Raw genomic sequence first — 15,254 nt, forward strand, 5'->3', positions numbered from 1 at the left:
ATTCGTTTGTACTACACACTTTACTACACACTTTTTATGATAAACTACACACTTTTACGATAAGTTACGATACTTTTGCGATTTCTGTAAAAGTGCTGTAAGCCTTGTAAATACGGCGTTTTTCGAGGTTTGGGAGAGTCTTCAAAACAGGACAGCCAAGAATTCGATAAATTCCTTCTTGTACTGTTCCATGTCTCTGCGAATCCTCCTGTTTTCAGGCTTTTTTGCCCTTTTTCCTACACATACTACCATAATCCATATAAAGATTCAATTATTTATTGGTGTACGGCTGTGATATGCCTCTTTCCCTGCACATCTCCACATACTTTTCTTTCTCCAGCGGCCTGCTCTGCACAGATACCCCTGTATACAAGCCAGTCCCATGCTGCTGAGCGCATCCGCCTGATCCTCGGTCTCCACACCCTCAGCTATACAGAACATTCCCAGTTCATTGCACATGTTTATGAGATGACACATAACCGTGCGATCCACCGGATTGACAGTTACGTCATTTATCATGCTCTTGTCGAACTTGATAATGTCAAATCCCATATGGGCAAGCATGGCGACATTTGAGTATTTTGTTCCAAAATCGTCCATCGCTATGCGGAATCCAAGCTCATGTATATTGTTTGATATGTTCACCAGTGTATCATGCTCCTGCTCGCTGACCGATTCGGTTATCTCTATCTCGACCACATCATGCGGTATTCCGTACCTGTCAACCACTGCTGCTATCTGCTTGGCCACATTGCTCTCTATAAGCGACATTCTGGAAAAGTTACAGGATACCGGGATGTATGGCATTCCCTCTTCATGCCATTTTGCCAGATCTCTGCACACATTCTCAAGCACGTAAAAATCCACATATTTTACAGTCCTGCTCTTCTCAAGCCTGTCGATAACATCCGCTAAGTCATCATTTCCGGAATATCTTACAAGGGCCTCTGCCCCACATATCTTTCCTGACGGATACAGCATCTTCGGCTGATAAAGGACATAGAACAGTCCTTCCTCAAGTTCCTTCTTCACCATATCCTTTTTCAGCGTATTCCACTTCACCGAATGACAGTCCTGCTGTTCATACCAACGCTGTTTCTCAGAATACAGGAGATTTGCCGCATGATCCTCCATCCTGCGGACGTCAATGTTATAATCTGTCCAGACATACCCGCAACATGCCGTGAACTCACCGTAGAGCAGGTTTTCCCGCAGTCTTGATGCATATACGTTAAACTTCAACTGCTCAATGTTCTCGCATATGATGATAAAGCTGTCATAACCCATGCGGAACACCCTTTCGTCCGGAAACGTCTTCCTTATCCTGCCGACAAGCTGCAGGATCACATCGTCCGCATAATCCGGACCGAACATCTCCGCGATGCCCCTTATCTCATTGATATCCACAGCCACAAGTCCAATACTGCTCAGATTCTTTCTGCCTCTTATATAGTCTATGTAACTGTTCCTGTTAAAGCATTTTGTCTGCTTATCGTGGGTGAACTCAAACTGCTGGTCCTCCTTCAGATGTCTCTGATATATCTCACTTCCGATAAAAGCAGCGAAGTTCTTCATGAGTCTTATGTTTCCATTGTGCTTCTCCGGATTGAACACAAATACCCTGCCGAGCAGTTCATCGTCCACTATGATCGGGACCGCATACAGTGACCATATCCTGCTGTCACTCAGCATCCGTGCAAATTCTGTTTCAGGATTCCTTAATGGATGGGAACGGTCCACTATGAGAACCTCGTCCCTGAGGACTTCCTTCTCCAGTTCATCCCTCATTTTCTGTGTGACAAGAGCCTTCAGACCATCCTCTATCGACTCCTCATCTGATGATTTCCAGTAATAAAGCTCCCCTGTGCCATCCTGTCCATACTCCACAAGGCAGGCGTTCTTGGAATTGTAGAAAGTTCCCATCACCTCGAGCAGACTGGTATATTTCTCCTCACTGCTCTGCTTTGAAGTTATATTCGCCATGAAATTGACAAGGGCATCCTCTATGTCATAGCTGTCCGCCAGAACCTGTGTTGTCTTATCTATGTCAGACACGTCAACTGCAATCTCAAGCCGGCTCTTTCTTCCGTGCCAGTCAACTATCTTATCCTTCACCACATACAGTCCCTTTGCCTTGCTGTTGTAGTGATTCCATACATAACTCTGTCCGGGAACCAGTATCTCATTAGAACAAAATGGGCACTGGTCATCACCGCCCTGGGTTATCTCAAAGCACTTTTTACCCTTGTAAGAATCGTCGTTCTCCGCAATTCCAAGACTTCTCTTCGCCGCCTTGTTGAGGAAATACATCTCGTGGGTCTTCATGTCAGCAACATATGCTATATCAGATATCTCATCCAGCATAAGACCTTCGTCATCATTGTATGTATATCCGCTGTGATGCGAATCACATGAATGCATATCCGCTGAGTCGGCATAGTCACAGTAACGGTTCTTGCCGCCCCTCTTTGCTGCGTACAACGCCTGATCCGACTCACTGTATAGAAGGTCAAAATCTATACCACCCTCTATCCTGTGGATACTTATTCCCATCGACATAGTATGCGGCAGACTGCAATTGATCGTGGTGAGTCTGGTCTGTATATTCTCAGCCAGCTTATACACGTCCTCTCTTCTGTCGACTATCGGGATAAACAGTGCAAATTCATCGCCGCCCAGTCGTCCTGAGAATCCTCCGGCTGCCGACGCAACCTCCTCCAGCGTCACTGCAACATCACACAGAAGATCATCTCCCGCATAATGTCCAAATGCGTCATTTATATGCTTAAAGTCATCTATATCCATGATATAAAAAGCGCACAGTTCACCCGGGAAAGACTCTAGCATATCCGTAATCTTGTGCTGAAATGTGACATGATTGTAAAGTCCCGTCAGAGAATCCCTCTCCGCCCTGAGCTGAAGCTCCTGACTTCTTATCTTCTCATCGTTTATGGAGTAATATTTGCCGAATATCTTGCGAACCTTTTTCTTGGAGTCCCTGAGAGGAACAAAGAGCACTCTGTACCACTCACATTTGCCTCCGCCATCCAGATCAAGGCGCAGATCACCCATCAGCCTGTCACAGCTATCCGCATCCGCATCAAGGATCTTTCTGAACATGCCGGTCACGGCGTCTCTGTCGTCAGCGTAGACTATTCTGTTAGTGTCGATACCCTTATAGAAATTCTCATATTTCATGGTGGTGACCATCTCACCATCCACGACCTTCTCATTTATCAGAGTATCCGTCGGGACATCGTACACGATTATGGATTCTCCGCTTCCCTGAAGTATCAGCCTGAGCATCTCAGACTGCGCCTTGTTCTCCAGCTCCACCTCCATCTTGCTTGTCACATCGATAAACACCGCACACAGTGCGATGATACCCTTTTTTATGGACATGACAGAAAGACAGACCTGTATCCAGAAATATCCACCGGTATTAACGTCCGTAAAGCGGATGTCACGCACCGTGGTCTTGTTACTCGTTATGGTCTCCAGGATCTGCTTCTTAAGCACAGACCGATCCTCTGGAATGGCCAGCGTCACGTAGTCACTGGCATATCCGCTCATCTGATCCTCGGTCACATTGAACAGCTTGTAAAAGCTTTTGCTCATGTACTTGACAGCCGGCTTATTCCCGTGAAGCTCAAATATACCCACGCCGCCTGCCAGATTGTCGAGAGCCTTCTCCAGCATCCTTGCATGGTCAGATATCTCCTCGCTGAGCTCCTCATTTCTGCCAAGTGCCTCATCCAGTTCCATGCGGAGTTTTTGTGCATATTTTTCAATATCTATGTTATCTTCCATAACCCAACACCCCTTAAAACTCTTACAGAAGACTTATATCGTTCTATTTTACACAGCCTATCAGCTCATGGATATCGCTGATGGAATTCTTCTTCATATACTCCTCAATACCCTTTATGATCTCCACTGTCGCATAAGGATTGTGGAAGTTCGCCGTTCCAACTGCCACCGCACTTGCACCGACCATGATCATCTCAAGGGCATCCTCCGTGGTAGCCACACCGCCCATTCCGATGATAGGAAGCTTTATCGCATTTGCCACCTGGTATACCATTCTGACTGCTATCGGATGGATCGCAGGGCCTGACACACCTGCAGTCTTATTTGCCACTGCAAATGTTCTTCTGTTCACATCTATCTTCATACCTGTCAGTGTATTGATGAGTGATACCGCATCAGCACCACCAGCCTCTGCAGCTCTGGCCATCTCTGTTATGTCTGTGACATTCGGACTCAGCTTCATGATGATAGGCTGCTTTGCCGCTGCCTTGACTGCCTTTGTTATATCGTAGAGCGCATCCGGCTGCTGGCCAAATGCTATCCCACCCTCTTTTACATTCGGACATGACACGTTGATCTCAAGCAGATCCACATCACAATCGCCAAGCTTCTCAACGCAGTCAACATAGTCCTCCTTGGACTTTCCACACACGTTTACGATGATCTTTGTATCATAATCCCTGAGGAATGGTATATCTCTCTTCTTGAACACATCGATTCCAGGATTCTGAAGTCCTATGGCATTCATCATGCCGCCATAAGTCTCAGCTATACGTGGTGTCGGATTGCCCGGCCATGGCACATTTGCCACGCCCTTGGTGGTTACTGCACCGAGCTGTGAAAGATCCACGAACTCGCTGTACTCCATGCCTGAGCCAAATGTTCCTGAAGCTACTGTTATTGGATTCTTGAGAGTCACACCCGCTATATCCACTGACATATTGATCTTATCTGACATTACAGCTCCACCTCCTCAGCGTAGAATACAGGTCCATCCTTACAGATCCTTCTGTTGTGCACCTGTGAGTGCTCATCTATATCCTTTGTCTTGCATACGCAGGCAAGACATGCGCCCACGCCGCACGCCATCTTCTCCTCCATGGATATCTGGCACTCGATGCCATTCTCCATGGCGTATGCCTTGATTCCCCGAAGCATAGGAGTAGGGCCACATGCATATATGACAGCACCGTCCACGCCGTATTCCTTTATGGCATCTATTACGTTGCCCTTCACACCGTGCTGTCCATCCTCAGATGACATATACACCTGTGCGTATGGCTCAAATTCCTCGTTCAGGAATATCTCATCCCTGTAGCCGAGCACGACTGACTTCTCACAGTCAAGCTCTTTTGCAAGCTGTAACATAGGTGGGATTCCTATACCTCCGCCTATCAGGATCGCCTTCTTGTCGGACTTCATGAAGCCGTTGCCGAGAGGCCCCAATATATCGACCGTATCTCCAGCCGCAAGCTGTGAAAATTCCTTTGTTCCAAATCCAACCACTCTGTATACAAGGCGGAGTGTTCCCGCCTCCCTGTCTATTCCGCAGAGGCTGATAGGTCTCGGGAGCATCTTGCTGCCATCGTGAGTATATACAGACACGAACTGTCCTGCTATAGCCTGTGAAGCTATCTCTGGAGCTTCAAGCACCAGACTGTATACATCAGTGGCAAGAGTCTCCTGGCTGACCACCTTTGCTGTCATCTTAAGTTTGCCCATAGTCTTCCTCCATCATCATTCTATTATCAGTGTACGGCGGACAAGCCCGGCTCGCCGCACACATTCCGGCTTAATTACGCATCAAGTGCGCCGTTGATATCCTCGATCATGTCAACTACTGCCTGTCTTGAGGCATCTGCATAGTTCTCAGCACCAAACTGTGCATACTTGTCCTGCTTGTAAGCAGCTATGATTCCTCTTGATGAGTTGACGATCGCACCGAGTCTGTCCTCATTGAAGTAGTGTACAAGGTCTGCAGCCTTACCCCCCTGTGCTCCGTAACCCGGAACAAGGATAAATGACTTTGGCATAACCTTTCTCAGCACCTTGCCCATCTCAGGGTATGTGGCACCGACAACAGCTCCAACCGCTGAATATCCTGATTCACCTACAACATCGCTGCCCCATTTGTCAACCATATCTCCGACTATCTCATAGAGTGGACGTCCATCCACAAGTCTGTCCTGGAACTCACCTGATGATGGATTGGATGTCTTGACAAGAACGAATATACCCTTGTTCTCCTCCTTGCACACATCCACAAATGGCTTGATTCCGTCTGTTCCAAGATACGGGTTTACTGTGATGAAATCCTCATCAAATCCAGCATATGTCTTGCTTCCCACCTGTACCTTTCCGATATGACCAACCGCATATGCTGTTGATGTTGAACCTATATCGCCTCTTTTTATATCTCCGATAACGACAAGTCCCTTCTCCTTGCAATAGTCAACTGTCTTCTTGAATGCCTTGAGTCCCTCGATTCCGAACTGCTCATACATGGCTATCTGTGGCTTAACTGCAGGTATAAGATCATATGTAGCGTCAACTATTCCCTTGTTGAACTGCCATATAGCCTCACCAGCGCCCTCAAGTGTCTCGCCATACTCTGCAAATGCAGCTTTCTGGATATGCTCCGGTACATAGTTGAGCATTGGATCAAGTCCAACTACTATAGGTGCATTTGTCTTCTGGATATTCTTTACTAACTTGTCTATCATGATATTTTCTCCTTAAAAATTATTTTTTCTCTAAAACTGTTCCTCGTCACAGGCATAGCTTCCGAGGATCGTAAACTCCTCCGTCTCGTTCATGAGCTGGAACACTAAAGCCTGTATATCCTTCTTCAGTAAATTGGCAGACAGCTCCACATAGAATCTGTAATTCCAATGCTCCTGCCTGTTTGGCGCCGAGTGTATCTCTGTGAGGTTCACCCCGTAATCAGAGATCATGGACAGTATGCTGCTGAGACTTCCGCTCTTATTCTTACATACGAACATCACCTTCAGCCTGTTGTGGTTCTCCTCCACTATGAGGTGGTCTGCAAATGTGACAACCTTCTTGTTGTGTCCATTCTCATTTACAATGTTACATCTGTATATATACAGCTTGTTGTTGGTGAGCACCTCGTGAAGCGCATCCGAAACTCCGTAGCTTATGTCCTCAAGTATTCCCATTCCGGCGTCTACCTTGCCAGTCTTTATGAGCTCATACACCTCATCGTATGAGTCCACCGCAATGACCTTGTCCCTCGAGCATCCCTGACAAATGTACAGCTCCGGCTTTATCATCGCCACCGCATCTATGTCAGGCTCCTTCACATCATACTCCACATCTAGGCAGTTCCTGAGCTCCAGAGTCCTTCCATACTGGTACTTTCTGCTTATCTCCATGATTCTCTTGATAAGCGCCGTGTACTCCATCTTGATGTTATCATCCACATCCCCTGTGAGATTGGATATGATGGCCTCCTCGCGGTCTGGCTTATATATATCATCCTCGGTCTCTGCCTTGACCTGAGCAACATTGTCCGCAAGAACCATTCTCTCCTTGAAGAGCTGCTTGATCTCCTTGTCGACCCGGTCTATGTTCTTTCTAACATCTGCTAATGTCATTCTGCATCCTCCAGTCAGCATCGGTAATGTGATGCTCATAGTCTTTTTTAATATACCATCTGCCCCACTCTAATTCAAGGCTGCCAATACTAAATGCGCTCTAAAAAGGCCACAGGAAAAGGAACATAACCGCTGCCACCAGCACTATCCCTATCACAAAGCCCATTATTATCCTTCCCCTTGTGCTCTTTGATCCCCATATAATAAGAAGAGCTGCCAATGCGCCGCACATATCTATAAGCACATCCGTGCCCCTGCCTGCCCTGTCAGCGACAAAGAGCTGATGAATCTCATCGGAGCACGCATAGACAAATGTTATCACAACTGACCATATATACACGCCAGCCGAAGTCATCCTTCCGCCGGCCTTTCTGACCGCCAGGGCCAGCAGAGCCAGAAGGATTCCATATTCCGTCATGTGTGCACCCTTTCTGACCATGATCTCCACCACTCCCGTCATCCTGTCAACCATGGGCGCGGAATCATTTCTTACCTTCTGGAACAAACCCACTATAAAGTCTGTCATGGGGTTGCTCACCGCCGACGAGTCATCTCCTGTTCTGGACGACATGTAAAATATGAATATCATCCACAGCACTGCCGGAATTATATATATGTACTTTTTCTCATTCTTTTTTGTTTTCTTTGCCATAAAATCACCACCATGAATGAGTATACCATAAAAAATGTCTAATTTTTTTTGATTTTGCCTTTTTTACTTGAAATATTAGTTTTTTACCTGTACTGTAGAAAAGTGAGGTATTGAAGTGGTTATGTATAATTCATAACAAATAAAAAAAGTGAGGTAACATTATGGCAAGAACAAGAAAAAAGGGGAATCCCATCGTATCAGCAGTTGTTTTCGGTATATTCGGAATAGTTCTTTTATTCCTGGGTATACGAACATTTATCGGTTTACACGGAAAGCTTCTAAACGTTACTACATGTGACGAATCGGAAGTTAAACCGGGAGTGTATGTGGAGGGAACACTCACCTACGGATACGGAGCTTACATTGAGAAGACTACAACGTACAATCACACGGTCACCAAGACCGACGGATACTACTATCTCGTTGATATCTGCGACAAGAATGAAGACGGCTCAAAAAGAGACACATCCAAGTGGATCGGAATATCGATCTCCAAGAGTGATGACGCCAAATTTGACGCGATCTCATCTGCTGACGATGCAGAACCAATCTACATAACAGGAGTCATCCGCAAGAACAGCGACAAGGTGCAGGGCTTCCTTGACGACTACATCACCAAGTATGTCGACGCATACGCACAATATTATGGATACACTCCTACAAGTGAGGACTATGCGACCGCAAAGGCAGAAGCTTTTCCTTACTATATAGAGATGGTTGACTCTTCAGATTACATATTCAAGCTTGTCCTCGGAGCTGTATTCCTACTGGCAGCAGTGATCATGATCCTGAAGGCAACAAGAAGCAAGAACACCATCAGCGAATCTGCACAGCCAGCAGGCACAGGTTACTATGACGGTACAGGCGATTTCAACGGCGTGTACACTCCGGGCAGCACAGGCAGCCCAAATAACGGCAACTATACACAGCAGTATGGCAGTACAGACAGTGGCAGCTATACACAGCAGTACGGCACTACAAACAGTGGCAGCTACGGCACTGCAGAACAGACACAGGCACCGCAGACGTCTTACAGTGATCCGTTCTACTCACAGCAGCCGGCAGCTTCAGAGCAGGATGCCCACGCATCTAATCCTTATACAACAACAAGCTCAACTACATCTTCCTCTTCCTTCAGTCTCAAGAAAGATGAGTAACAATTAAATAGCACACATAAATCTAAAAAAGGTATATACGGATCGCAGCCTGACTGCTTTCCGCATATACCTTTTTTAGATTTATGTGTAAGACTGACTATCCTTATGAATAATCTTTACCTTCTTCTTACTTACCGAAGTATCTGTCAAGAAGTCCCTTGAGAGCCTTGCCGTGTCTTGCCTCGTCTCTTGCCATCTCATGAACTGTATCATGGATCGCATCCAGATTGTTCTTCTTAGCGCACTTTGCAAGATCTACCTTTCCTGCTGTTGCACCGAACTCGCAGTCAACTCTCCATGCAAGATTCTTCTCTGTTGAAGCTGTCATGTTCTGCTCAAGGTCTGATCCAAGCATCTCTGCGAACTTAGCTGCATGCTCAGCCTCCTCGTACGCTGCCTTCTCCCAGTAGAGACCGATCTCAGGATAGCCCTCGCGATGTGCTACACGAGCCATGCAGAGATACATTCCAACCTCTGAGCACTCTCCCTCGAAGTTAGCCTTGAGCTGCTCGTAGATATACTTCTTGTCCTCATCGCTGATCTCTGGATTGTTCTTAACTGTCTCAGCATATACGCCAAACTCATGCTCTGCTGCAAGTGTGAGCTCTCCCTCTACCTTCTTGAACTTATCTGCTCCTGCGTGACAGATAGGACACTCTGCTGGTGCCTGCTCTCCCTCATAGATATAACCGCATACTGTACATACAAACTTTGCCATAACTTAATTCTCCTTTTCTCTTTTAAATAATCTAATCAATATCCATCATTGATTGTTAAAATATATTCTGTCTTCTTTGTTGATGTTTATTTATCAACTATGTCTTATTATACCTATTTTTTGATCAAAGTCAACCCCTATTGGGAATGATTCTTAATTATTTTTTTAGTAGGTTGTTGATTATATATACAAGACTTGTAAATTATATACATTACATTATTGGGATTACATCCTGTTAAGGTCCAATATAAATAGAAAAAGAGGATCGATACATTCATATATCAATCCTCTTATACTCTTCTGTATATTCTCTATATGTCGCTATATAGCATCACTATCCGGCTAGCTCTGTCCCAGCATTATCTTCTTGAGAAGATATTCATATCCCGTGATAGGTATAGGCTTGCTGTAGTAATAACCCTGAATGTAGTGGCATCCCCACTCTCTCAGGTATTCCTTCTGCTCAAATGTCTCAACACCCTCCGCAAGACTTCTGATTCCCAGATGCCTTGACATGGCAAGGATATCCTGTGTCATGAGCATGTCCTTGTTGTTCGGCTCGCCGGTGGCTATTCCGTCAATAAAGCTCTTGTCTATCTTGATTATATCCAGCGGCATATCCTTAAGAAGTGCCATACTGGAGTATCCTGTTCCAAAATCGTCCATGGATATCTTGAAGCCCTCAGCCTTCAGATCCTTGAGCACCTTTATCAGATACTGCACGTCAGCGAAATCTGCACTCTCAGTTATCTCAAAGTCTATAAGCGAGTGATCCACTCCGTATTCATCGACTATATCACACAGTATATATATAAGATCCGGTCTCGATATCTGGTGTCTCGAGAGGTTACAGGATATCGGGTAGAGCGGGTAGCCAAGCTCCTTCCACTCCTTGAACTTCTTGCACACCTGTCTCAGCACATATCTGTCTATGATGTCTATAGTTCCGTCAGTCTCAAACTGCGGCACGAAATACTTCGGCAAGAGAATATCTCCGCCCTTGTAGAACCATCTTATCAGAGCCTCAGCACCGGTCAGGGTGTCGTTCTGTGGATTGTACTTCGGCTGAAGATATACCATGAGATCCTCATTCTCTATGGCATCCGGAAGCTCCAGCTTGTACTGCTGTGCCATGATGTATTCCTTCTTCATCTCCGATGTGTATATCTTTATCTCATTTACATTGGTCTTGATACACTGGAGGTGTGCCATCTGCGCCATGTCCTCAATGCGCATTGACATGCTGAGTTTCTCGAATTCATCATAGAATACGATACCACAGCTATAGAATATCTTATACTTCCTGTTCGACGGAAGCTGTCCTATCTCCTCAAAGAATGTATATAGCCGGTTCATTATCTCATCCTCCGGCATATACTTTATAATCATGGCAAAATCGTCACTCTCACACTTTGCAGAGTACAATATCCAGTCCTGCTTGGTCATAGCGTCACATATATATCTGAACAGATCCTTCGCCACCTCACGACCCATAACGTTGTTGATGAGCCTGAAGCCCTTTATGTCGAATCTGGCAAATATAAACTGATCCAGTCCTATATATTCACACTGCTCAAGCTTCTCCTTGAGCCATGTCCAGTTGTAATGTCCGGTGGCAGGCTCCCTGTATGCTATCTCATAGAGATCTCTCTTACTCATGTTGTCAAGAGTCAGCATCTCCTCCGTCTTGGTCTTCTTGGACCATACCGGAATCTCCACGCACAGACTGTCTGCGCTCTCCATGTAACATATATATGGAAGCTTGTGGTTAGAAACAATGTGCAGCTTCTCCGTCTCTATATACAACTTGGCATATGAATACGCCATGGTCATGAGTCTCGGTATATCCTCTATCAGAGATATATCAAATCCCTTTATATCCACAACGTCGAATCCCGGAACCGTGATGCTCACACAGTTCTGAGGAACCACCTCCATATCACTGTATCCTATCTCCACTCCTCCACACAAACGCGAATATCCGGCGTCCATCATCTTCTCAGGCATATAAAACAAAGCCCTGTTTGCCAGCGGCCTGTATATGTTGCTAAAGCACTTGTACCAGTCATAGCCATTCTCCTGACAAAAATCGTCAAATCCCTCTGACTCTCTGGACCTCAGCACGTAAAGTTTTCTCTTTGGTTTGTATGCCTTTGACCATTGATGTTCCATAATATATCAATTACCTCTGTTCTGCCCTAAGGCCATAGTATTGCATTTTTCAACCTTTTTCATTCTATCACAGATCCATCATTTGGGCTATACTTATTATTTTTTTGTTCTGGAAAATAAATGGTTAAGTTTCGATTTTTTTCGTTGAATTTTTACCATATATTTGTTAGCATAGATAAGGTTTTTCAATTATAATTAATAGGAGGCAAAAACGATGAAAAACAGGTTATTTCTAGGTCTCGGCACAGTCATCTCAGTTCTTGGGCTGTCACAGGTAAGTGCCCTGGCGGCAGACAGCGAATCCGGTACTGAAACACTCGGTGCTACGCTTCCACTTACATGGTGTATACCATTTGTGTGTATGCTTCTGTGCATAGCTGTTATGCCCCTTATCGCCGGTGAGTGGTGGGAAAAGCACAAACAGTGGGCTGTTGCAGGCTGGTCTCTTTTATTTTTAATTCCATTTGCCATATTCCATGGCTTTGGTACGATGGGCGAACAATTGCTCGAGGTAATGATCGGTGACTATCTCACCTTCATTGTATTGCTTTTTGCCCTGTTCTGTGTGGCAGGCAATATATCTCTTGAAGGCGACCTGGTGGGAACACCGAAACTCAATGTTCTGCTTCTACTGATAGGTACTCTGCTGTCAAGCTGGATCGGTACTACCGGTGCAAGTATGCTGATGATCAGACCTATCATAAAGGCAAATAAATGGAGACGAAGAAAGGTTCAGATCATTGTATTCTTCATCTTCCTCGTTTCAAATATTGGTGGCTGTCTCACCCCTGTCGGTGATCCTCCACTTCTGATGGGATTCATGAATGGTGTTGACTTCTTCTGGAGTCTCAGACTTGCAAAGGTCATGGTTGTCAATCTCATCATCCTGCTGACTGTATTCTTCTTTCTCGACACAAGAGCATACAAGAAGGATATCGCAGACGGCAGACAGAAGCCGGTATTCGATGCAGATACGAAAAAGCCAGTCAAACTTAAAGGTGCTCACAACATTATATTCCTTATAATGATCGTAGGTGCAGTTATACTCAGCGGAGTTCTTCCTATGAAGTTCCCTGCATTTGCAAAGGGTATCAATTTCTGTGAGGGCGTAACACTCTCATGGGCTGCTATCATCGAGATTGTGATCATGCTAGCAGCGGCTTTCCTCTCATTCAAGACAACGAGCAAGAAAGTCCGTAAGGCCAACAACTTTACATGGGATGCTATACAGGAGGTTGCCATACTGTTCATAGGTATATTCATCACTATGATCCCTGCACTCCTGATCCTCAAGGCACGTGGTTCTGAGCTCGGACTTACACATCCGGCACAGTTCTTCTGGACGACAGGACTTTTATCAAGCTTCCTTGACAATACACCTACCTACCTTGTATTCTTCACCACCGCTGCTTCAAGTGGATTTACAGAGGGTATAAGCACTGCTATGGGTGTAGTTCCTCAGGTCATGCTGATGGCTATCTCCTGCGGTGCCGTATTCATGGGAGCCAACACTTATATAGGAAACGCACCTAACTTTATGGTACGTTCAATAGCCGAAGAAAATGGTATCAAGATGCCTTCATTTGTAGGCTACCTCGTATGGTCAGTTTCTATTCTTGTACCTACATTCTTCATAGACACATTATTATTCTTCTTGTAATCTAAGGGGGTTTTTAATATGAACGAATATGTTGTAAAAGGTGATAATAAACTTACGGTCGGCATTGGCTGGGATGCCAAGAAGGTCGACCTCAAGAAAAAGATTAAGATTGCCATAGACAATATCATGAGCGCTACATCCGAGGACACATATGACCTCAACCTTGCAGCGATCGTTGAGCACAATGACGGCTCTGATCCCGAACTGGTATTCTGGGGTCACAAGTACAGCAGAAGCGATTCTGTAGTCCTGAAGGGCGATGACAGAACAGGACAGAAGGAAGGTATCGACGAGGAGATGCGCATCTACCTCGACAGAGGTGAGAACGTTGGAAGGATTATCCTCTTCCTCTACATCTACAACGGCAACCTTCACAAGCAATGCCTGGCAGAGGTGGACAACGTATTTGCACTGATCAAATGTAAGCATACCGAAAAGGTATATGTACGTGAGGACGCAATATTCAAGGCATGTGAGGATGCCAAGCACAACAACTGCTATGTATTCGGTGAAGTTCTCCACAACGGAGACGAGTGGGTTGTAAGAGAGAGATCCCAGTTCCTCCCATACGACAAGTCCGAGGATATATTTGAGTATTACACATCAAGACATTATGTTCCTGAAGATGACGACTAATATTTAACATGGCGAAAAGCCCCAGTCTCCGGTTTATTTGCACCGGAGACTGGGGCTTTCTTTATTATGATCTATAATTCTATATTACACTACTTTATATAATCCTCTATAGTCTTTGAAGCTCTGTATCTGGAGAAGTTAAAGCTTCTGATATAGCCCTTGTCATCATTCTCCTCAAGCATCTTCTCAAGCCTCTCTCCCACCGTGTCGTCTCTCCAGTAGTAGGTGTCCTCGCTATATTTCGACATCACTTCCTCCATGACCATTTCGGGCGTAATGTCTTTGGTCCTGAAATAATCGATCAGATATGGAACTCCGTCATTACCTATATCCATCACATACTCAAGATCTATCTTCTTTCCACTGTGCGCCTGACTGATATTGTACTTTGTTATCACTGCGCCAGGTCTGATAAATGCATACAGCGCGAACATCACCAGAACCGTCATAAATATGTATCTGAACAGCGGCATATTTCTCCAGAACAGGCTTATGATAACACCGAGCATCACTATAGACGTGACTATCAGCGCCCATATGGTATTTATTCTGAGGTATGTTAGATCATATTCCGCAATGTACATGGACAGCCTCACAGCTGATGAGGCAATCATTATATATGTACATATGCACATCATGAGCAGTGACACGTTGAGCACCAGACTCTTTCTGAATATAGCACTAAATATCAGCACCATACACACATTTACAACCGCTACAAAGAGCAGCTGGAAGAAGCCCTGTCTTGCATACTCTGCGTATGTCATATCGTCCGGAAGTCCTGCGCTGTTCATGAACAGATACACTATCTGAACAACGGCAAATATCAGAT

At 45.2% G+C, this 15,254-nt stretch carries 12 protein-coding genes; 3 read left to right on the forward strand and 9 right to left on the reverse strand.

Going from position 1 to position 15,254, the window contains the following annotated elements:
• Positions 1-267 precede the first annotated feature (267 nt).
• The 6 genes from AB5150_RS05760 to AB5150_RS05785 form a co-directional block, all read right to left on the reverse strand.
• Positions 268-3,810 (reverse strand): EAL domain-containing protein, encoded by a 3,543-nt coding sequence (locus AB5150_RS05760; RefSeq protein ID WP_368291463.1) that lies wholly within the window; start codon positions 3,808-3,810, stop codon positions 268-270.
• Positions 3,811-3,853: 43 nt separating this feature from the next.
• A complete protein-coding gene (locus AB5150_RS05765) occupies positions 3,854-4,768 on the reverse strand; it encodes a dihydroorotate dehydrogenase (RefSeq protein WP_022058307.1) in 915 nt (304 codons plus the stop codon).
• Complete coding sequence (locus AB5150_RS05770; protein ID WP_349818296.1) at positions 4,768-5,532, reverse strand: dihydroorotate dehydrogenase electron transfer subunit; 765 nt, start codon at positions 5,530-5,532, stop codon at positions 4,768-4,770. The genes AB5150_RS05765 and AB5150_RS05770 overlap by 1 nt, the downstream gene beginning before the upstream one ends.
• Before the next feature lie 74 nt (positions 5,533-5,606).
• Positions 5,607-6,533 (reverse strand): orotidine-5'-phosphate decarboxylase, encoded by a 927-nt coding sequence (gene pyrF, locus AB5150_RS05775; RefSeq protein ID WP_015534777.1) that lies wholly within the window; start codon positions 6,531-6,533, stop codon positions 5,607-5,609.
• Positions 6,534-6,563: 30 nt separating this feature from the next.
• Complete coding sequence (locus AB5150_RS05780) at positions 6,564-7,427, reverse strand: chorismate mutase (RefSeq protein WP_015534778.1); 864 nt, start codon at positions 7,425-7,427, stop codon at positions 6,564-6,566.
• A gap of 100 nt (positions 7,428-7,527) precedes the next feature.
• Positions 7,528-8,079: a VanZ family protein gene (locus tag AB5150_RS05785; protein WP_349818295.1), complete on the reverse strand. Its 552-nt coding sequence runs from the start codon at positions 8,077-8,079 to the stop codon at positions 7,528-7,530.
• 161 nt (positions 8,080-8,240) lie between these two features.
• Here AB5150_RS05785 and AB5150_RS05790 point away from each other — a divergent pair, with 161 nt between their 5' ends.
• Complete coding sequence (locus AB5150_RS05790) at positions 8,241-9,236, forward strand: DUF6709 family protein (RefSeq protein ID WP_368291464.1); 996 nt, start codon at positions 8,241-8,243, stop codon at positions 9,234-9,236.
• Between the two features lie 127 nt (positions 9,237-9,363).
• Here AB5150_RS05790 and AB5150_RS05795 read toward each other — a convergent pair whose 3' ends face one another.
• Both AB5150_RS05795 and AB5150_RS05800 read right to left on the reverse strand, forming a co-directional pair.
• Positions 9,364-9,954, reverse strand: a complete 591-nt coding sequence (locus AB5150_RS05795) for an NADH peroxidase (RefSeq protein WP_015534780.1) — start codon at positions 9,952-9,954, stop codon at positions 9,364-9,366.
• 342 nt (positions 9,955-10,296) lie between these two features.
• Positions 10,297-12,126 (reverse strand): GGDEF domain-containing phosphodiesterase, encoded by a 1,830-nt coding sequence (locus AB5150_RS05800; RefSeq protein ID WP_055224154.1) that lies wholly within the window; start codon positions 12,124-12,126, stop codon positions 10,297-10,299.
• A 214-nt stretch (positions 12,127-12,340) separates the two neighbouring features.
• Here AB5150_RS05800 and AB5150_RS05805 point away from each other — a divergent pair, with 214 nt between their 5' ends.
• The gene (locus AB5150_RS05805) at positions 12,341-13,786 is read left to right on the forward strand and encodes a sodium:proton antiporter (protein ID WP_055280024.1); all 1,446 of its coding nucleotides are present in this window, start codon (positions 12,341-12,343) and stop codon (positions 13,784-13,786) included.
• Positions 13,787-13,804: 18 nt separating this feature from the next.
• Positions 13,805-14,422: a TerD family protein gene (locus AB5150_RS05810; protein ID WP_015533988.1), complete on the forward strand. Its 618-nt coding sequence runs from the start codon at positions 13,805-13,807 to the stop codon at positions 14,420-14,422.
• A gap of 89 nt (positions 14,423-14,511) precedes the next feature.
• Here the strand turns inward: AB5150_RS05810 and AB5150_RS05815 are convergent.
• Positions 14,512-15,254: DUF4173 domain-containing protein (locus AB5150_RS05815; protein ID WP_368291465.1), on the reverse strand; the 743-nt coding region annotated here is incomplete at its 5' end.

The sequence above is a fragment of the Coprococcus sp. RTP21281st1_F1_RTP21281_210402 genome (genome assembly GCF_040915325.1).
Lineage (GTDB): Bacteria > Bacillota > Clostridia > Lachnospirales > Lachnospiraceae > Coprococcus > Coprococcus aceti.

Coding starts and splice junctions, on each gene's coding strand:
- AB5150_RS05770 (WP_349818296.1), bottom strand. CDS start 5,532: ATGGGCAAACTTAAGATGACAGCAAAGGTGGTCAGCCAGGAGACTCTT.
- AB5150_RS05765 (WP_022058307.1), bottom strand. CDS start 4,768: ATGTCAGATAAGATCAATATGTCAGTGGATATAGCGGGTGTGACTCTC.
- AB5150_RS05805 (WP_055280024.1), top strand. CDS start 12,341: ATGAAAAACAGGTTATTTCTAGGTCTCGGCACAGTCATCTCAGTTCTT.
- AB5150_RS05760 (WP_368291463.1), bottom strand. CDS start 3,810: ATGGAAGATAACATAGATATTGAAAAATATGCACAAAAACTCCGCATG.
- AB5150_RS05795 (WP_015534780.1), bottom strand. CDS start 9,954: ATGGCAAAGTTTGTATGTACAGTATGCGGTTATATCTATGAGGGAGAG.
- AB5150_RS05810 (WP_015533988.1), top strand. CDS start 13,805: ATGAACGAATATGTTGTAAAAGGTGATAATAAACTTACGGTCGGCATT.
- AB5150_RS05785 (WP_349818295.1), bottom strand. CDS start 8,079: ATGGCAAAGAAAACAAAAAAGAATGAGAAAAAGTACATATATATAATT.
- AB5150_RS05800 (WP_055224154.1), bottom strand. CDS start 12,126: ATGGAACATCAATGGTCAAAGGCATACAAACCAAAGAGAAAACTTTAC.
- AB5150_RS05790 (WP_368291464.1), top strand. CDS start 8,241: ATGGCAAGAACAAGAAAAAAGGGGAATCCCATCGTATCAGCAGTTGTT.
- AB5150_RS05780 (WP_015534778.1), bottom strand. CDS start 7,427: ATGACATTAGCAGATGTTAGAAAGAACATAGACCGGGTCGACAAGGAG.
- pyrF (WP_015534777.1), bottom strand. CDS start 6,533: ATGATAGACAAGTTAGTAAAGAATATCCAGAAGACAAATGCACCTATA.